At 61.8% G+C, this 18,942-nt stretch carries 19 protein-coding genes; 14 read left to right on the top strand and 5 right to left on the bottom strand.

All coding sequences use genetic code 11. The features are described 5' to 3' along the window. Positions 1 to 939, top strand: a complete 939-nt coding sequence (locus HDE78_RS02890) for a trypsin-like serine protease (RefSeq protein ID WP_345776020.1) — start codon at positions 1 to 3, stop codon at positions 937 to 939. Between the two features lie 225 nt (positions 940 to 1,164). Here the strand turns inward: HDE78_RS02890 and HDE78_RS02885 are convergent, their stop codons facing one another. Next, positions 1,165 to 1,614 (bottom strand): GNAT family N-acetyltransferase, encoded by a 450-nt coding sequence (locus HDE78_RS02885; RefSeq protein ID WP_179476984.1) that lies wholly within the window; start codon positions 1,612 to 1,614, stop codon positions 1,165 to 1,167. Positions 1,615 to 1,887: 273 nt separating this feature from the next. Continuing rightward, complete coding sequence (locus HDE78_RS02880; RefSeq protein WP_179476983.1) at positions 1,888 to 2,202, bottom strand: DUF3761 domain-containing protein; 315 nt, start codon at positions 2,200 to 2,202, stop codon at positions 1,888 to 1,890. 679 nt (positions 2,203 to 2,881) lie between these two features. On the opposite strand from HDE78_RS02880, the gene HDE78_RS02875 reads away from it, so the two are divergent. The 7 genes from HDE78_RS02875 (at position 2,882) to HDE78_RS02845 (ending at position 11,154) form a co-directional block, all read left to right on the top strand. Further along, complete coding sequence (locus HDE78_RS02875; RefSeq protein WP_179476982.1) at positions 2,882 to 4,315, top strand: HAMP domain-containing sensor histidine kinase; 1,434 nt, start codon at positions 2,882 to 2,884, stop codon at positions 4,313 to 4,315. Continuing rightward, a complete protein-coding gene (locus HDE78_RS02870; protein ID WP_179476981.1) occupies positions 4,300 to 5,640 on the top strand; it encodes a sigma-54 dependent transcriptional regulator in 1,341 nt (446 codons plus the stop codon). Before HDE78_RS02875 ends, HDE78_RS02870 begins: the two co-directional genes overlap by 16 nt. A gap of 167 nt (positions 5,641 to 5,807) precedes the next feature. After that, entirely contained in the window at positions 5,808 to 6,497 is a 690-nt protein-coding gene (locus tag HDE78_RS02865) for a hypothetical protein (protein WP_179476980.1), read from the top strand. Positions 6,498 to 6,560: 63 nt separating this feature from the next. After that, positions 6,561 to 7,205, top strand: a complete 645-nt coding sequence (locus HDE78_RS02860; RefSeq protein WP_179476979.1) for a hypothetical protein — start codon at positions 6,561 to 6,563, stop codon at positions 7,203 to 7,205. 125 nt (positions 7,206 to 7,330) lie between these two features. After that, positions 7,331 to 8,464 carry a metallophosphoesterase gene (locus HDE78_RS02855; protein ID WP_179476978.1) on the top strand — a complete coding sequence of 378 codons (1,134 nt, stop codon included), beginning with the start codon at positions 7,331 to 7,333 and terminating at the stop codon, positions 8,462 to 8,464. After that, positions 8,461 to 9,714 (top strand): MFS transporter, encoded by a 1,254-nt coding sequence (locus tag HDE78_RS02850; RefSeq protein ID WP_345776019.1) that lies wholly within the window; start codon positions 8,461 to 8,463, stop codon positions 9,712 to 9,714. The genes HDE78_RS02855 and HDE78_RS02850 overlap by 4 nt, the downstream gene beginning before the upstream one ends. A gap of 186 nt (positions 9,715 to 9,900) precedes the next feature. Beyond that, positions 9,901 to 11,154, top strand: coding sequence for an arsenic transporter (locus HDE78_RS02845; RefSeq protein ID WP_179476977.1), 1,254 nt, complete (start codon positions 9,901 to 9,903; stop codon positions 11,152 to 11,154). Between the two features lie 119 nt (positions 11,155 to 11,273). Here HDE78_RS02845 and HDE78_RS02840 read toward each other — a convergent pair whose 3' ends face one another. After that, complete coding sequence (locus HDE78_RS02840; RefSeq protein ID WP_179476976.1) at positions 11,274 to 12,038, bottom strand: DNA/RNA non-specific endonuclease; 765 nt, start codon at positions 12,036 to 12,038, stop codon at positions 11,274 to 11,276. A gap of 379 nt (positions 12,039 to 12,417) precedes the next feature. On the opposite strand from HDE78_RS02840, the gene HDE78_RS02835 reads away from it, so the two are divergent. Both HDE78_RS02835 and HDE78_RS02830 read left to right on the top strand, forming a co-directional pair. Next, entirely contained in the window at positions 12,418 to 13,665 is a 1,248-nt protein-coding gene (locus HDE78_RS02835) for a C1 family peptidase (protein ID WP_179476975.1), read from the top strand. Between the two features lie 128 nt (positions 13,666 to 13,793). Beyond that, positions 13,794 to 14,195 carry a VOC family protein gene (locus HDE78_RS02830; RefSeq protein ID WP_179476974.1) on the top strand — a complete coding sequence of 134 codons (402 nt, stop codon included), beginning with the start codon at positions 13,794 to 13,796 and terminating at the stop codon, positions 14,193 to 14,195. A 108-nt stretch (positions 14,196 to 14,303) separates the two neighbouring features. Here the strand turns inward: HDE78_RS02830 and HDE78_RS02825 are convergent, their stop codons facing one another. Then, positions 14,304 to 15,239 (bottom strand): patatin-like phospholipase family protein, encoded by a 936-nt coding sequence (locus HDE78_RS02825; RefSeq protein WP_179476973.1) that lies wholly within the window; start codon positions 15,237 to 15,239, stop codon positions 14,304 to 14,306. Between the two features lie 69 nt (positions 15,240 to 15,308). On the opposite strand from HDE78_RS02825, the gene HDE78_RS02820 reads away from it, so the two are divergent. From HDE78_RS02820 to HDE78_RS02805, 4 genes are all read left to right on the top strand, one after another. Then, on the top strand, positions 15,309 to 15,743 hold the full coding sequence (locus HDE78_RS02820; protein ID WP_179476972.1) for a MarR family winged helix-turn-helix transcriptional regulator: 435 nt from the start codon (positions 15,309 to 15,311) through the stop codon (positions 15,741 to 15,743). Positions 15,744 to 15,924: 181 nt separating this feature from the next. Further along, positions 15,925 to 16,167 (top strand): hypothetical protein, encoded by a 243-nt coding sequence (locus tag HDE78_RS02815; protein ID WP_179476971.1) that lies wholly within the window; start codon positions 15,925 to 15,927, stop codon positions 16,165 to 16,167. Between the two features lie 994 nt (positions 16,168 to 17,161). Continuing rightward, entirely contained in the window at positions 17,162 to 17,548 is a 387-nt protein-coding gene (locus tag HDE78_RS02810; protein ID WP_179476970.1) for a carboxypeptidase-like regulatory domain-containing protein, read from the top strand. A 229-nt stretch (positions 17,549 to 17,777) separates the two neighbouring features. Continuing rightward, positions 17,778 to 18,458, top strand: coding sequence for a hypothetical protein (locus HDE78_RS02805; protein WP_179476969.1), 681 nt, complete (start codon positions 17,778 to 17,780; stop codon positions 18,456 to 18,458). 66 nt (positions 18,459 to 18,524) lie between these two features. Here the strand turns inward: HDE78_RS02805 and HDE78_RS02800 are convergent, their stop codons facing one another. Continuing rightward, positions 18,525 to 18,917, bottom strand: a complete 393-nt coding sequence (locus HDE78_RS02800; RefSeq protein WP_179476968.1) for a MerR family transcriptional regulator — start codon at positions 18,915 to 18,917, stop codon at positions 18,525 to 18,527. Between the last annotated feature and the right edge of the window lie 25 nt (positions 18,918 to 18,942).

Raw genomic sequence — 18,942 nt, 5'->3', positions numbered from 1 at the left:
GTGGCCGGATTCGTCGGCTTTCTGTCCGTCGCGGCGCGTATCGAAACCAGAGAATTCGCCATTCCCTTCCGCTTGAGAATACGCATGTTGTCGAAGTCGCTTTGCCTGGTGTTGCTGGTTTTTTCGTTCTCCGCCAGTGCGGTCGTCATTCGTGACGATGTGGATGATGCGAGGTATCGGGTACCGGATGCCGAACTGCTTGCGCTGGTCGATTTACCGATGGAAGGCCACGGCGTATTGATCGATCCCCGATGGGTCATCACTGCCGCCCATGCGGTGACCTGGCAATCCGGTGGCGTCAATGAGGTGACGATCAATCATGTTCCCCGGCATGTGGAACGTCTTGTGCTGTATCCGGGGTACCGGAAACTGCCACAGCCGCTTATCGACGAGGCACTGAAAACTCATGACGCCACGCAGATCATCGCGTTTCTCTCGGCATCGAACGACGTCGCTTTGTTGAAGTTGAGCGAGCCGGTCACCGATGTGGCCCCCATCGCCATCTACAGAAGCAACGACGAACTGGGAAAGATCGTCGAGATCGTGGGCAAGGGGGCGACCGGCACGGGCGTGCGCGGGCAGGATGCCAACGGTGCCCACCGCACGGTTCTGCGCCGCGCGTTCAACACGATCACCCGTGTTCAAGGTCCATGGCTCTGCTACACCTTCCATAAGCCACCGTCCGCGTTGCCGCTGGAAGGCATATCGGGCGATGGCGACAGCGGCGGCCCCGTGCTCATCCAGGTCAACGGCCAATGGCAAGTGGCGGGATTGGTTTCTTGGAAACGCGGGACAGACAACGCCATTCTTCTGCACCCGGGTTTTTACGGTCAAACCAACTACAACGTCCGCCTGAGCCACTACGCGCATTGGATCGATAACGTCATGCTTGCCGACAAAGCACGCCATGGTGTTGGCGCCGTGGATGGTAAGAGCTGACAAGGCAGGGCCGAAAAGAGCGAAAGGTGTCGAGGTGAGCTGGCCTTGCCGACACCTATCGCCAGCTCGACGAACGGTACGGCAGTGATCCCCCGGCTCGCAGAGACGGTGTCCACGATCCGTGCCGCGCTCTCGGGACAGAAACCCATGAGTGATGCGAAAACGGGTCAGGCTCACTTGCAGAAAGTTGGCAAGTGAACCCGACTCCGTTCGAGCTATGCCGCTCTAAAGCACCAACCCATACTCTCGAAATTCCATATCGCGCTGCCAGCCCAGCGACTCGTACAAGGCCTGCGCTGGCAGGTTGTCGTGGGCGGTGCTGAGCGAGAGGCTGGCGGCACCGAGGTGGCGAGCGTGATCGGCGGCGGCGATCAGCAGCGCCTGTCCTACGCCCTGGCGGCGTGCGCTGTTGGCGACGAACAGGTCATTGAGCAGGTAGATGCGTACGGCGCGTGCCGACGAGAACAATGGGTAAAGCTGGGTGAAGCCGAGGCTGCTGCCGGTGTCGTCGAGGGCGAGCAGGATTTCCGATTCGTGCCGGGCCATACGTTCGCTCAGGAAGTCGCGGGCAAGCGCTGGGTTGCTCGGCTGGCGGTAGAACTGACGATAGCCGTCGAACAGCGGCACCAGTAGATCGAGGTCGGCGAGCTGGGCAAGGCGAATCTGCAGCGACATGGCAATTGCGGTGGTCAATGGCAGCACGGGTGCGCGCCGATAGTGGGCACCATTTTGCCATCAGGCGCGGTGATACGGTTGCCCTGCCATGAGGTGGTGGCGCGATATAGAGCAAGAACGGGAGGGATTCACTTATTGAGGCTCCAAAGCGGCCCCCATTCGAGCGAGCTCAAGCGCAATCCCAGGAGCCGTGATCGACGCGACCGAGGACGAGTCGGTCGCTGTGCCGGTGCACAACCAACGATCGCCTATCGGGTGCCTGAGGGAAACGCATCAAAGCCATTTCGCCACACCACCATGATGCGAACATGTCCCTCGGTGGTTCTGGCTGAAGCTATAGCTGGCATCACGGCATTGGGCGGTAGCACCCGCCGGCACGGCTCCCGACACCGTGTGCGCTGGGCGATGCACCGCATGGCCCTCGCGATTGATATAGCTGCCTTGCTCGACGAGCGTGGTTGAGCCATGTGTGACGTTCTGCGCGCTCTGCTGCGGTTGCTGCTGCGCGTCGCTGGGTGTGATGAGCGCGCTGTTGAGCCCTAGAGCCAGCAGGCAAAAGGAGAGCGAGAGGTAGATGTGCTTCAGCATGACGATCCCCTTGATGTTTCAGTCTGAGGGGAGTGAAGCAAGAGATCGGCCAACACAGTCAATGCGTGCTTGCGGTTCCGGGTAGGGCTGTTAGTTTTAGGCATTCCCCCGAGATCCGCAGCGCCATGGCAACATGCGACCTCAGGGGCTAGGGCAAACGAATGGCAGGCCGCTCGATGATCGATTCGGGTTGATCGCTGCGCCTAGGGTTGTTCGCGGTCGATGACCACGAATGGATTAGGTGCACTAACGCATCAATGATGCGGTATGTCACGGAATTGAACGCGTTGGGGACTGTTCTTTGGGTTGTTTCTTTGTGCGGCGATGCACGCCACGTAGGGGATGGCGGATACTAGAAACAGCCGTACGAAAAATATCGCTGTCTGGCGCAGAGCGAGCCTGCGTCGTTTCAGGAGACGTCATGGCTGCCGTTTCTGGCCAGGCATGCTGTCAACATCCGGGATGTCGTTTGCGCTCTTCGTGACGCCTCCTATACCGCCGGTTGTGCGTTAATCCGGGGCCGGGGGCTGAGAGACACCCTCAGGGGATCGCTCGGCGGCGTTTGGGGCAGGCAACGCTGTTTGCTCGGAAAGAACCCACCGTAAGCAAGGTGGGCTTATTCTGCGTGCTTCTCGCTGGACTCCTGCGCGTCATTCATTGGAATAAGGCACCTACGCACATGCTCAGTTCACTTCGCCATCAGTTGCTGCTGGTGTGGATGTTGATGGTGGTGATCTGCTGTTCGTTGAGCGTGCTGCTCTATGAGCTGTACGGACAGACCGAGGGCGTGAAACGCGCGCAGTTTCAGCAGCAGGTTGAAAGCGCCTGCAGCCGGATTGCCCAGCGTTACCAGGGCGCCAGTGAAGCGGCACGTTCGTCGGGCAATGCCAGTGGACTGCGCGACGTGGTATTGCAGCTCGTCCTGGCGGATTTCAACGGCATCGAGGGCGGTATCTGGAGCCGCCAGCAGGGGCCGGTGGGCTACGCCTATCCCACCTATCAGGGCAGCGGCATCAAGTCGGATCTTCCGGCGGCGGAGCGCGGCAATATCGAGGTCACGGCACTTCGCGCGCTCGCCGAAGGCCGGGCCACGCTGTATATGCGATCGAGCAATCGAGAAGTGTTGTTTCTGGCGGCGTGTCCCCTGGATGCCGGCACGAGTGCGTGGACGATGACGCGCATGCCCACGGTCGGCGCCAGCTTTTACCATAGCCTGTTGGTGGGCATGACACTGTTGTTGGTCCTGGTGGTCATCTCGGCGGTGGGCGCGGGTTGGGCATTCCGACACTGGGATCGCAAGCTTTCTCAGGTGGAGGACGCGCTTGCCGCGGCCGACACTTCGACAATTCCCACGATTGTGCCGACCGGATCGAAGGAACTGGATCGCCTCGGTGCGGCCGTGACACGCTACGCGACGCGTCTGGCGGAATCCCGGCAGGCACAGGCACGGCTGACGACGGAACTGACTCGGCATGAGCGCCTGGTCACGCTGGGGCGCATGGTGGCGACCGTGGCACACGAAATCCGCAATCCGATTGCCACCATGCGACTGGCGGCAGAGAACGCGTTGGCCGAGGGCAGGGTAGACGATTCGGACCATTTGCAGCTTTTTCTCACCCAAGTCCAGCGGTTGGAGGGCGTGGTCGAAAGTTTGTTGACCATGGTGCAACCGATCCATCTCAAGACCCGAGCGGTCGCCATCGGGCCATGGTTACAAGAACTCATCGACACCATGAGCTATCGCGACATTGAGCTGCGTCCGCTGCACGATGCGAACGTGTCCTGGCGGCTGGATCCGGATCAGCTCGGGCGCGCGGTCGAAAACCTGCTTCGCAACGCGATACAGCACCGCACGCCCGATACGACCGTTTACCTGGAAGTAAATGTGTCGTCAGGCGTGATGACGATCGATGTCGTCAATCAGGGGGCGGACATTCCGCCGGCACTGAGCGGGCAGCTGTTCGAGCCTTTCGTCAGCGGACGCGTGGATGGCAACGGCCTCGGGCTGGCCCTGGTTCGTGAGATCGCTCACGCCCACCATGGCGTGGCGCGCTACAGCCACACGGACGGCATGACGCACTTCACGCTGGAGTTGCCATGGCGCGCATCCTGATTGTCGATGACGATATGGCGTTTCGCCAGACGCTGGCCAAGACCGTCGAAGGGCTGGGGCATGAGGTGCTGCTTGCCGCCACCGGTAGGGAAGGCCTGCAGGTGATGATCGGCGCGTCGCCGGACATGGCCATCGTCGATTACCGCATGCCCGACATGGATGGCTTGGCGCTCTTGCGCTCGCGCCATGACGATGCGAAGGCGATGAACGTACCGGTCGTGATGCTTACCGCGTATGCGTCCAGCCACAACACGATCGAAGCGATGAAGCTCGGTGCGTTCGACCACCTGACCAAGCCCATCGGTCGCCAGGACGTGGCGGATGTGATCGAGCGCGTGCTGGCCGCACACGACGAACCGCCGGCGCCAAGAAACGAGGATGCCGGCGATCGTCATGAGTCGCTCGTGGGTCAAAGCCAGGCGATGCGCGCGATGCAGAAGCGCATCGGTATGGCCGCCGCCAGCGATGTCCCTGTGCTGATCACCGGCGAAACGGGCACGGGTAAAGAGCTGGTGGCGCGCGCCCTGCATCAGGCGAGTGCGCGGGGCAGGCATTCGTTTATCGCCGTCAATTGCGCCGCGCTCCCGGCGGAGCTGATGGAGAGCGAGCTGTTCGGTCATCGCAAGGGCGCGTTCTCCGGCGCCACGTCCGATCGCAAGGGGCATATACGGGAAGCCGATGGCGGGTCGCTGTTTCTCGACGAAATCGGCGATATGCCGTTATCGATGCAGGCAAAACTGTTGCGCGTGCTGCAGGAGGGCGAGGTCACGCCGCTGGGCGCCAGCATCCCCGAGAAAGTGGATGTGCGCCTGATCGCGGCGACCCACCGCGATCTCGAGCGCATGGTCGAAGAGGGCGCCTTTCGGCGCGACCTGCTTTATCGCCTGAATGTGGTGCCGATTGCCCTGCTGCCGCTGCGCGAGCGTACGGCAGACATCATCCTTCTGGCGGAACATTTTCTGGCGGCGGCCAAGGGGCCGATCAAGCAGCTGTCGCCGGGAGCGGTGCGTCGGTTGCTGGCTTATGCCTGGCCGGGAAACGTCCGCGAGCTGAAGAATGCGATGGATCGCTGCCGTGTCCTTGTGCGCGGCGAAACGATTCAGGCGTCGGATCTCGACGGCCTGGTCGATGCCTCCGGTGCCGATGCCGGATCGGTCAACGACTGGCTCGACGGCGAACTGCCTGAGGCCATTGCACGCCTGGAAAAAGCCATGATCGAACGCGCGCTCCTTGCCGCGAACGGTAACCGCGCGGAGGCCGCACGTCGATTGGGTATCCACCGTCAGCTGCTCTATCGCAAGCTCGACGAGTTCGGTCTGAGCTAGGCCGGAGCGGTATCGGTGTCCTGATCGAAGACACCACACTGTCGGGAATGCGGACAGGTGCGGCGATTCGCGTGCGTTCGTTCCCATGTGCAACAACGACTTAGGCGTTGGCACGCCGCTTGCGATGTCTGTGTGGCGGTACTTCCACCGCGCACGGTCGGTCACGCATGATTCGTCGAACCTTACTCACGCTGCTGCTTACGGTGACGGCGCCTGCCTTTCCGCAGGCCACCGACGCGCCGCCGGCGCCGCTCGCCCCGGTCGTGATGGCGGATCAGACGGATGCCACGCAGATATCGGGCGTCATTGCGCATTTTCTGCTGAATCCTAACGGTGACGTCGACGGCCTGCTTCTGGCCGACCGAACCCAGGTGAACGTTCCGCCGACGGTGTCGCGGGCGTTGACGGCATCGTTCCATATCGGCGACATCATCCATGTCACGGGTGATCGGGTCGGCGCCACCGAGCTTCTGAATGCACAAAGGATCACGGACGCGTCGGGACGCACGTCGATATCCGAGGACACGCCGGCCAATCGCTTTGCGACCGCGCCACCGGCTCTTCAACCCATGCAGGCGATCGGACAGGTGAGCTGCGTGATCTTAGGACCGCGCGCAGACGTCGTCGGCGTCCTCCTCGACGACGGAACGTCGTTGCGCCTGCCGCCGCTCGCCGCCGGTCGAATCCCCCATTTGCTGGTCGACGGGCAACGCGTCAGCGCACAGGGCTTCGGTGTCGTCACACCGTGGGGCCGCGCGATTCAGGTGACGGCGATCGGGCCGGATCGCGCGTCCGAACAAACCCTTCTTTCTCCACCCGAACCTCGCGCGTCATCACCCGCCGACCCTCCGGATTGACCCAGACGCGTATGTCCTGGGCATCCGATTTTTCATCTTCCCTATGTTTCTGGAGCACATCTTATGCATTGGCTTGACCCCGATTTCCTGCCTGCGACCGAAGGCACGCTGGACCGCTTCCTCTTCAATACCCATGCCGATATCGACGGACTGCTGTTGACCGACGGCACGGAGATCCACACTCCGCCGCATTTGTCGGCTCAGTTGCTGGATGCGCTGGCCCCGGGCGAAAAGCTTTCCGTGCGCGGCGTGAAAACACGGCACGGCGGGGTGATCGTGGCTGTCGCCATCGATACCCGCAAAGGCGGACGTATTGCGGACGAAGGTCCAAAGCATAAAAAGCACCCCAAGCCGCATCCGCATGAAAAGCCCGGCGGTGCGGGCAAATATCACGGTCTCATCCACCAAGGCATTATCGAACGTCTTCTGCATGGTCCGAAGGGCGACGCCCACGGCGCGCTGTTGGATGACGGCACGATCGTGCGCTTTCCGCCACACGGTGCGACGACCTTCGCGGATGTGCTGAAAGTCGGCGCGTCGTTGAGCAGCCGCGGCGCCAGCATAACCACGCCCAGCGGCGCGGTCGTGGACGCCACTGCCTTGGGTGTCGACGCTTCGTCGCTGCTGGATGTGCCGAAAGACCTCAAGCACGGTCCGAAAAAGCCGCCGAAGAAGCCCGGCCCCAAAGAGCACGCCCATCACGCCTGAGCGCGTCATGCGTCGGCGCAGTGACATCGCACGGTGGCGGTCGGCCGCTGTGCGATGTCACCTCGATCCAACGCTTTGCCGCGTCTCGATGAAAACGACTGTTACGAAAGACAAAGGAGTTCACCATGTTGACCTGGCTGCATGTCGGCGATCTGCATGTATCGCACGAAGACCATTACCAGGGTATCGAACGTCTGCGCGAGATCGTCGCCGAGGCCAATCGGTTCTTTGCCGATACCGTCGATTTTGTTTTTCTGCCGGGCGACAACGCCAATAACGGAACGCCGCTGCAATACGACAAGATCAACGACACGCTGTCGGGCCTGACGTTGCCCGTCTTTGCGATTCCGGGCGATCACGATTTCGAGCCGGGATCCTTGGTCGACTTTTATACGATGCATGGCGCAACGCCGCTGCCGATGGCCATGATGATCGACGGGCGCCGGTGCCTGTTTCTGGATATCGTATCGGCCGGATCGGGCGGTCCCGATTTTCGGCTCGGCGCGGCGCAAAACCGATGGCTCGTCGATCAGCTGAAGGCAGCTCAGCAGGACGCGCAAAAGCCGGTCGTGTTTATGCACGGCTATCCGGGCGACCTGCGTCAGGATAGTCATGCCGTCGGGCGTCTCTTCGCCGATGCCGGTGTGGCCATGGTGGACACCGGTCACACGCATTACAACGAGCTGCTGAACGACGGTGCCGTGATCTATGCCTCCACGCGATCGACGGCCCAGGTCGAGGAAGACGCCGGTCAGGCCGGATATTCCATCGCCTGCCTGGATGGCGATGCCGTCAGCTGGCACTTCAAACCGCTCGGTTCGGCATGGCCGTTCGTGATGATCACCAGCCCGGCCGATCATCGGCTGGCGACGGAGAAGGGCTCTGCACGCCACACACCGGCGGAGCCGTTGCGGGTTCGCGCCAAGGTGTTCGGAGAGCATGTGCAGCGGGTCACGGCACGGATCGACGACGACCTGCCGGTAGCCATGTCGCCCGTCCACGGCGAACCGGGTGTCTGGTCGGCCATTCTGGTCGCCCCGGAAACGACGACGCCTTTTCGTATCCATGTGGATGCGCGAGATGCCGACGGAAACGCTGCGAAGGATCAGGTGACGGTCGATCCTCGGATGGCCGATCCGGATGGCAAAGACCGCTCCGACGCACAGCCGGGTACCGATGCGCATGCGGTCAGGCCGTGGCCCGAGCACGGCGTACTGGGCACGCAGCTGGGTCCGAACAAATACGGTAAAAAGTGGTGAACGCGCGCTCGACATCGACCAGGCCCGGGCTGCGCGCGCTGGAGGCCCTGAATTTTTTCATGGCCGACGTGCAGGCCGGGATCGGACCGTTTCTTGGCGTGTTTCTGCAAGCCAAGGGATGGGGTGCCGGTTCTATCGGGTCGGTCATGACCATCGGCGGCCTGGCGGGCATGGTGGTGACCGGACCGGCCGGCGCGCTGATCGACGCGTCGCGCAACAAGCGTGCGCTGGTCGTCATCGCCAGCATCTTTACGCTGCTGGCCTCGGCGCTGCTATGGGTGTCGCCATCGTTTGCCATGGTGGCGACATCGCAGATCGCCACGGCCATTGCCGGTGCCGCCTTGGGTCCGGCGCTGGCGGGCATCACGCTAGGCATGGTGCGCCAGGCGGGTTTCGATCGTCAGTTCGGTCGCAACCAGGTGGCGAACCACGCGGGCAACGTCATCGGCGCGGCGCTGTCGGGCGTGCTGGGCTGGAAATTCGGTTTTGCCGCCGTCTTCGTGCTTGCCGTGGTTTTTGGGGTGTTGTCGATCGTCAGCGTGCTGCTGATTCCTAAACAGGCGATCGACGATCGTGCCGCCCGTGGACTGGAGAGCGACGACGATGGTAAGGATGAAAAGACATCCGCCTTCCGGGTGTTGTTCACTTGCCGTCCGCTGCTGATCCTCGCCGGTGCGCTTGCGCTGTTCCATCTGGGCAACGCCGCCATGCTGCCGCTCTACGGACTCGCCGTCGTCGCGGCGCATCAGGGCAATCCGGCACTGTTTACGGCAACGACCATCGTGGTCGCGCAACTCGTCATGGTCGGCGCATCGCTGGTGGCGATGCGCTTGCTGCGCACACGCGGACACTGGTGGGTCATTCTGTTGACCTTTCTGGCGCTGCCGCTGCGCGGCCTGATCGCGGCGTTTGTGATCAAGCAATGGGGGGTGTGGCCCGTGCAAGCGCTCGATGGCGTTGGTGCGGGTCTGCAAAGCGTCGCCGTGCCCGCGCTGGTCGCACGACTGCTCAAGGGCACCGGTCACGTCAACGTAGGGCAGGGCGCCGTGATGACGGTACAAGGTCTCGGCGCGTCGCTCAGTCCCGCGCTCGGCGGCATGATCGCGCAGGCACTGGGTTACCGCACCGCGTTTCTGATGCTGGGCAGCATCGCCTTGGGCTCGCTCGTGCTCTGGCTCGGTTTTGCCAATCAATTGAAGCCGGCCTGCGGTAGCGCGAGCGATGCGCGCGCCGAGAGCCCCATGGCTTAGAGCGTGTTCACCATCTCTCCGTACCTCGCAACCCTCCGGGCCGGGGTTTGCCCGCATCCCGGCGTCATCACTGCGTCGTGGACCGACGTCCACTTTTTTGCTCTTCCTTGGTCTGCGCGCAAACCGCTCCCGGCGCGCGGCACGGGGAGAGCATAAACAAGCTCTCAGAAACAAGGATCACAACTTTTGGCAAGTCATAACCTCCTTGCATGGATCATCTGTGCCGTCACCACCGCCGCCGTCATCACTCGTCCTTTCAAGTGGCCCGAAGCGATTTGGGCGGTGAGTGGCGCCGTGCTGATCGTCGCGCTCGGCCTGTTGCCCGTCGGCGATGCGTTGCGGGCCATAGGCAAAGGCGCGGACGTCTATCTGTTTCTCATCGGCATGATGCTGCTGTCGGAAGTCGCTCGGCGTGAGGGGCTGTTCGATTGGGTGGCCGCCATGGCCGTCAATCACGCGCAGGCTTCGCCGAAGCGGCTGTTCCTGCTGATCTATGGGGCCGGCACGGTGGTGACGATTTTCTTGTCGAATGATGCGACGGCCGTCGTCCTCACGCCGGCGGTTTTTGCAGCGGCCCGAAAGGCCAAGGCGAATCCGCTGCCGTTCCTTTTTGTCTGCGCTTTCATCGCCAATGCGGCGAGCTTCGTCTTGCCGATTTCCAACCCGGCAAACCTGGTGCTGTACGGTAACCACATGCCTTCGCTCGGCGCCTGGCTGCAACGATTCCTGCTGCCATCGGCGCTATCGATTGTCGCTACCTATCTGGTATTGCGATGGACGCAGCGCCGTCCGCTGGAGGGCACGATCGCGGCGGATCTGGCGGTAGAGCCGTTGAGCATCAACGGCCGCGTGGCCATGGCCGGAATCGGACTCACGGCAGTGACACTGCTGGTGGTGTCGGCGTTAGATCAACCGCTGGGTTTGCCCACGGCTGTGCTCGGCGTGCTCACGGCGACCGTGCTTCAGCTTCGACGGCGTGCGTGGCCATGGCCGCTGCTGAAAGACATTTCCTGGGGCGTGCTGCCGCTGGTCGCCGGACTGTTTATTTTGGTGGAAACGCTGAATCGAACGGGCGTCATTCGCGCACTCGCGACGCTGCTCGAGCAGGGGGCGAGGAGCGCACCGGCGAGCACGGCCGGTGCGTCGGGCCTCACGATCGCTTTCGCCAGCAACCTCATCAACAACCTGCCCGCCGGATTGATCGCGAGTTCCACCGCCGCGGTTGCTCATGCGCCGCAAAGCGTCGTCGATGCGCTGCTTATCGGTGTCGACCTGGGGCCCAATTTGTCGATCACCGGTTCGCTCGCGACGATCCTCTGGCTCACGGCTATCCGGCGCGAGGGGGAAGAGGTGACTTTCATGGCTTTTTTCAAGGTGGGATGCGTCGTGATGCTGCCCGCGCTGCTTCTGGCGATCGGGGCAAGAATGTTGGCTGGCTGAAAAGCGCTGTTTGAAAACCTAGCTACCGGACCGACGTCCCCCGCATCGTTCGGCGGGGGAGCGTTCGGGATGACTTCAACGGTTTCGCATCGGCGGCGGGTGTCGATCCCACCCAGCGCTCACTTGGCCGTGGCGGGCAAAGGAAGGCTGATGGGGTTCGCTTTTAAAGTGCTGCTCAGCGCCGGAAAAGGATCGATACCCGATAAAGTCGTGATCGCATCGATCGAAACGACCATGCAGGTTTCGTTGTCGTCGTTAGTGCAGACATAGGCGGCTGCACCGATGCCCGGTTCGTACACGGCTTTCCATGTGTAGTCTGGCACCGCCACACCATCTTTTCCGATCGTCGGAATCGAGCTGTCGCTGAATGCCGGTCCGGTCACCACGTAGACCGAGCCGAGATTCGTTGCCAGTTGTCGAACCTGTTGTTCGATTTTTTCCCATTCACCCGTATTGAGCTTGTGTTCTTGCGGAACGACGTTGCCCATCGAGAACGATTCTTTCTCGCTGGCGATCGTCGATTCGTCGCCAGCCGGCGTCATGTGGCCGCGGTCATAGCCGCTGTTGGTGTAGTCGGAATCCTGGGAGCGATCGGCGGCAGGAATGCCCGTCTCCTGGTGGAACGATCCCGTACGGCTGATGGTTTCCGATCCGGCCACCTGAGCTGCGGTCAGATCTTGTGCCGAGTACAGCGGCCCCTTGGTCACACCGGAGTCCAAGATGACGTATTCGGTGTGGCACACCTCGGTTGTGCGGCTGGTCATCGATGCCTCGACAGTGGGAGGTGTGCCGGCCAGAAAGAAGTTGGAGCACGCCGTAGAGGCAAAGGACGATCCTGAAAGTAAAAACAGGCCCAGGATCAGGCCGCGTTGAATGAAAGACATACCGGTTCACCGCGAAAAGGAAGGTCCTTCGACCATAAGCATGCGGCATGTCAGTTCGATTAAATCTTGCGCTATTAAAGCGACGCAGGCGTAGGAATATTTCCAGGTTCGTATCTGCGCTCGCATGTCGCGGTAGCACGAGGTCTGCTGGGCAACGAACGAATTTAGGGGGATCATGCGCAACATCGCGTATCGCTGGATACGGCGAAAGCCGCATACGCCTTTTTTGCATACATCCCGACCGGTTTCGTGCCTAAAAATGGGATGGTTCACCCAGCACCGACAAGCAGAGGGAGCAGAAACATCGATCGAGCAGCGCCGCTTTAAACCATGCCGACGGCAATGTCATGGGAAACCATCACGGATAAAAGGGAACGACATGCAAAACAAAGCGGACAGCGGACAAGGGCGAAGCGGCCAGACGGGCGGCCAGAGTGGTGGCCATGGCGGTAAACCGGACAGTGAAAAACCGGTCGTGGCGGCCGCCCCCGTTGTGACAGTCAACGGTGTCGATCGCAAGCTCGCCCCGTCGGCGCGAGGGGCCAAGCGGCTCTCTCGTCCGGTGCTCGAAATCGTACCGCCTGGCAAAGCGCTGCCCCAGCCACCGTCGTCGGCGAGCTTGCGATCGAAGTGTCCACCGGTACTCGACCAGGATCCGATCCAGTCGTGTGCGGCCTTTGCGTTTACCGGCGCGCTGCGTTTTCTTCATCTGGCCGAGGGGCTGGATGAACCGTTGTCGCCGCTGTTCTGTTACTACGCGACGCGTGTCTTGGTCGAAGCCGAGCAAACCAGCGACGACTCGGGATGCAAGGCCGACGCGGTGGTCGAGGCACTGGAAAACTACGGCGTGTGCATCGAGAGCGCGTGGCCCTACGACCCCCAGAAATTTTCGATCGCGCCACCGACTACCGCTTTCGACGATGCGGCCAAGCGCAAGTTGACCAAGGCTTACCGGGTAACGACGCTGCGTGCGATCAAGCTATCGATAGCCGGTGGCTACCCGGTGCCGGTGGCCTTTCCCGTGGCGCAGTCCGTGGGCTACGGCAGCGATGCGGTGCCTTCCCCGACATGGCGCACGGGAATTTTTCCGGTACCGACGTCTGCCCCTGGTGACGTGCCAGCCGGTCGCGAAGGCAGCACAGCGGGTTCCACCGGCGGCTCCGCCGGTGCCTCGGGTGGCGCGGCCGGCTCCTCTGGCGGTACGGGCGGCTCTTCCGGTGGTACTGGCGGTTCCTCGGGTGGATCCGCCGGCTCGGGTGGTGGAGCGGTGGGCTCATCGGGTACTGGGGCCGGTTCCAGTGGCGGTTCAGCGGGCTCATCCGGTGCCGCGGCAGGCTTCGCAGGCGGCCCGGTGAACGACGCCAATCTCTTTCATCCACCTGCCGCGGACCCCGCCGACGGCTATCACTTTGTCCTGGCCGTGGGTTACGACGACGTAACCGGTCTGCTTGAAATCCAGAACTCCTGGGGACCCCACTTCGGCGATGGCGGATACGGCTATCTGCCCTATGCACTCTTCGGGCCCACGCAAGACACGCTCATTGCCGACCCGAGCGTTCTCGCCGAAGATCCGTGGACGCTACGACACCAATCCGACGATGCGCCTGTGGCGGTAAAGGCCGGATAACGCTCGACGTCGAAATCGATCGACTTGAGCGAAAAGGTGTCGGAGACATTTCTGGGACAGCCTCTGGAGTGTTCAAATAAGCCCTGACACCCGTCTTTTGACCACGCTAGCTACGCAAGGGGAAATTCATGAGCAAACAGTTGTTCATCAACCTTCCAGTCGCCGACCTGCCGAGGTCCATCGCGTTCTTCACGGCACTCGGCTTCACGCTCAATCCAGAGTTCACCAGCGATGCCGGCGCGGGCTTCGTCATCAGCGACGCGATCAGTCTCATGCTGACGACGCACGCCAAGTTTCGGGAGTTCACGCCCAAAGATATCTGCGACACCAGCAAGGCCGTCGAGGTATTGCTTTCCATCGGTTGCGAAAGCCGTGAAGAGGTCGACAGCCTTGTCGGCAAAGCCCTCGCTGCCGGTGGCACCACCTACGACGAGCCGGAAGATTTCGGCTTCATGTATACGCACAGCTTTGTCGACCCGGACGGGCACGGTTGGGGCGTGCTGCATATAAGTGCCACGCCGGCACAGTAGCAAGCCGTCGAACCGAAAGGTCCGTGTGCACATTTCTTGAGGCAGTTGCTTTCCATGGGCTGCTCTCACAAGACAGGGGCATATTCATTAGTCCTGTGGGCTCAAGGCTCAGTCGCGCGTACCCTGCGTCGCATCTTGCTGCCATACGCGCCTTATCCGCTCCGCCTCTGCTTGACCTTGCGTCAAACCGATTTCATACGCTGCCGGCACCAGGCTGTTGTCGAGCATGTCCTGGCCGCCGCGCGTGAGCGTCTGGAGTTCGATGCCCGGTTCGATCAGCGCGAGCGTGCCGCCTTTGTCGCGGATGCTCTGCAGCTCGGCGTGGAGCGCGGCGTTGAGCGTTTGCGCAACATCGCGCGGCCCGTCCTGCACTGTCGCCATGGTGAAACAGGAAACCACGACGACGCGGCTGTACCCCACGGCAAGGTCCGCGTTGAGCATACTTTTGACACCGCCGTCGATATAGCGCGCCGTACCGATGGTGATCGGCGGCCATACGCCGGGCAGTGCGCAACTGGAAGCGACGGCCAAATGCAGCGGCGCGCCGGATGCCGCGCTCCACACGTGGAATGCCCCGGTCGCTGCGTCCAGCGCCGTGGTGAAAAAGTTCGCAGGCCATGTCCTGTCGACAAGGCCAGTAAACGGCTCGCGGCTCAGCGACCGCGCTTCGCTCACCGTATCGGCCGCCAGCGCCATGGCACCGGCCTTGGCCCACTCGTGCTCGGGTGTCGTGGATGTCGACGCCCGAGCGACGGCTGCCATGAGTTCGGCCATTCCGTCCATGGTCGGTGGCGCCTGGGTCGGCTCGGGGCCGGGCATGACAGACGATGGTGCCGTCGAAAGATCCATGCCCAGGGCGATGCGCGCGCCCACGCTGGCACCCGCGGACGTACCGATGATTGCGTCGGCTGCGCGCAGGTCAATGCCCGCGCGGATCAACGATGCCGCCAGACCGGTCTGCCAGGCGCGCCCGACGGCGCCACCGCCGCCAAGAACGAGCGCTCTCGACATCGCCGCGTCCGGTGAATTCGGGGTCGTGTTCATCGAGCATTTCCTTGGACTAGAATGGATCAGTGGTAATTAGATTAGTGCTAATCTATTCATGGAGGCAAGATGTCCCTGCGCGATGTGTTCAGCGATCTGGTCCGTCTGGAAACGGACATGTGGAACGCGATCGATGCTCGACTGCGTAAGGAGGCCGGTGTGCCGCTGGGTACCTTCAGCGTGCTGCTGATCATCGACGCCGTTACCGATTGCTACGTCAAGGACATCGCCGAGAAGCTCCCCATGACCGTCGGCGGCGCCAGCCAGGCAGTCGACCGTATCATGGCCAAGGGCCTGTGCTCTCGAAAGGCCGAAGCTACCGACCGGCGCGTGTCCATTGTCGAGTTGACCGCGCTCGGAAAAAAAACCATCGCCATGGGTGGCCCCGTGTTCGACGACGAACTGCAGCGCTGGCTCGGCAACACCGACAGCAAACGCATCACCGAATTCGGCAAGACGCTGGCCAGGCTGCGCGCCTCGGCAGGCGGGCGCGACCCAGGCTAGGGCGGCGGCTCAGAGCGTGTGGGCTTGAAGGCTCGGCGCTGCAACGTCGCTCTTGGAATGGACGTGCCAGGTTCTCCTAAAGTCTTTTGCATGACGCAAGGCAGGGTAGAGCTTCACTTGTCCTATCGACCGCCGCTTGCCCAACTCGGCTATCGTGCCGATCTGATCACGAAGACATGCCATGACGAAAAACTACGAGCCGCCCCTGACCACCCATCCGCATGCGCCGTTGTATCGCGTCGATAAAGCGATCCGCGCGGCGCAACAGCGGCTGGATGCCGCCATCGATGCGAAGCGGCATCACACCAGCCAGAACCTGGCCTTCGAGGTGATCAAGGAAGCGCGAGAGGGTCTGAAAAAGTGCGAACAGCTGCGTGCGACCAAGATCAGGGAACTCGTGCGGCAGGCGGAGAAAAACGTATAGGTTTTGAAGGCGAACGATTCTGCTGTCATCGACGCAAGCGGAGTGTTGGGGGTCATCGAGATGACCGCATCAGGCACGTTTACGTTTTAGGCAAAACTCCTTCGCCCTATGAAACCCGGTAAAGAGGGTTCATGTGCCTTTCCGGTTTTGCCAAAGGCAGCGAGCGACGTGCTGCCAAGGCCTGGCGGGACGTCGGTGGAAGGCACCATCAACGGCCGTCCATGTTGAGCGACGCTCGAAACGGACGGAAAATTTAGGCGGCCGGCGCAACTATTGGCGATGTCGTGACAGTTGCCCTGTCGCCCATCGATCCCGAGCCGGAACCGTATTGCCCCATGATTTGCGGGACGCTTTCGCGGCTTCTCCAGCACGAGCACACCTGCCTGCATCCATCCGGTATCGACTGACGTCGGACGGTGGGCGCGGTTTTTCGCTTATCGATATGGCGGGTCAGCGAATTTACGAGTGCGCCTATCGGTATAGCGAGGCGTTTTCTATCGCAGCAAGACGTCGACCGTCACGATGTCACGGGTAATGCGAACTGACTGATCTCATCGTTCAACAGTGCGCCGGCATTTCTGCCGCGTGTTGTCGCGTGAGCAGTGTGTCCGCGGCGTCCGATGTCCGCGTGAAGTGTCCGCGGACGAATTTTCTCCTTCGATAAGCAACGAAAAACGGCATTGGAGCACGGTTTTCAGCGCGCCGAGGCATTGGCATGGTGCTTGCCATATACCTCTCGAAAGCTTCGTTTCCTCACTCTATGGAGAGCCACCATGAAATTCGAAATCGAAACCCTGCTGTTGCGCAGCCTGTTCGGCGCCTGCGTGCTGATCAGCGCGATGACCGTCGGCAACATGCTGCTGGTGTAGGCGGCAGCGCGCGAAGTCATGCTGGCGATACCGATGTTGACGGCGTCGTCCACTTGGTTTTACGCGCAGCAGCTAGCCGTTGGTGTGCCTGTTTTTCCTCACCCCACAAACTAAGGAAGTGACTTATGAACCCTGTTTTTTCGCCTCGTTTCACCGTGCGTCGCATCGCTCGTCGTCTGGCTCTAGCCGGTGTCATCGGCGCGTGCACCGTGGCCAGTATCTCCACGGCCAGTGCGCAGGACACGGCGGGTGCAGTGTTCGGCAAAGCGCCCCTGGGTTACAGCGTCGCTGTGCGCAGCGATGCGACCGGGGCGGGCCGAACGGTGAAGGTGGATGCCAGCGGTCGTTACTCGGCACACGCACTACCGACGGGTACCTACACGGTCACGCTGAAGCAGAGCGGCCAGGATGTCGCCAAGCATCTCAATGTGCCGGTGATCGCCGGTCGCGGCGTGGAAGTGGATTTCAATTGCAGCGAGATCAAGTGCGACGAGGTTGCAAAAATGCCGTGAGCCTTGGCGCACTGGTGTCCGCTTGGTGAAGACGGTGCGGCGCGGAGCCCGCCGCGTTTTTTACGGTCGGTGTGAGCGCAGTACATGCGGCTGTTTGCTTAAGACGCGCTGTTCTCGGCGAGCGCGAGCTTATGAGTAGTACGCCGCGAGGGAAGGGCTCTGTTGCGCTTGCACCGCCGTGCGCCGCCGCGCACCATGGCAGCTGTTTCGTCCACGGTAGGGAGTACCGATGAAACCCGCACGCATCCTGTGGCTTACCAGTCTGGCTCTGGTGAGCCTCGTCGCCTCGGCGCAAACGAATCTGCCGGCCATAAAGGTCACTTCGCCGGCGTACTCTTCGCAACACGGCGGCTATCTGATCTCCGGCGACTTCAGGGTCGACCCGCGCATGCCGTCGGTAGTATTCCCGGCGCAGGCGCTGATGAAGGACGACATTCTCAGCATCGAGCCGATCCATCTGCAGGACAACGAATATCTGGTGCTGCAGGAATGCGCATCCACCGACTGCCACGAGGCCTCCCTGGTGCGCTTCTGGAAATCGGACGATATCGGCGGTGACGATGCTCGACGCAATCGCGTCTGGATCACGCACGAGAACAAGTATTTCATCTGGCTCAAGCGCCTGCCCGAAGTCTCCGGTGCGAGCTGCGGCCAGGGCTGGCTGATGTTCGAGCCCAGAACGACCAAGTGCGGCAGCCATTTCACCAGCTTTCAGCAGATCAGCCCACCGCTGATGCTGATTCCCGACGGCGATCTGGCGGCATTTCACCAGGATGCCGTGCTGAAATCGATTCAGGCCGACCCGGTGCGCGTCGCGCAGCAGACGCATGAGGGCTCGACGTATGTCGTGACTTACGAGGGCGGCAGCACGGTACGCATTCGGCGCATGCATGCGGAGCATGAAAACTAGCAATGCTTGCCCGGATAGGGTTGGCTCTGCGCCGCTTGAAAGGCGAACCCGGCTCCGTTGGCCTCGCTAACGTCGCATACGGCAGAACACCGGTTCGTCACCGCGTTCGCCGGCTTCCAGCCATGCGATCTTGGCGCGCAGGTATTTCCTCATCGCGCGAATGCGTTCCGCCTTCAGGTCGACCGCTTCCAGCTGGTCACGCATGATGGCGAGTTTGCGCTCGCGATCCATAGCTCCAGCCTCGTACTCGCGATTGAACGTGACGATTTGTTTGAGAGTGAAACCCAGCTGCTGTGCGGTGCGAATCACGGCGGCGCGGTCCAGATCGGCCTCGTTGAACTGCTGGTAGCGATTGCTGGCGCTGTGCCCCACATGGGGAGCGAACAGGCCAAGCTTTACATACAGGCGCACGGCGTCACGCGTCAGCTCGGCGCGACGGCAGAATTCGGCGATCAGCATGCGGCGCCTCTTGACTTGGGTGTAT

It is taken from the genome of Rhodanobacter sp. K2T2, from assembly GCF_013408815.1.
Classification (GTDB): Bacteria; Pseudomonadota; Gammaproteobacteria; order Xanthomonadales; family Rhodanobacteraceae; genus Rhodanobacter.
This window is presented reverse-complemented; position numbering and strand designations above follow the sequence as displayed.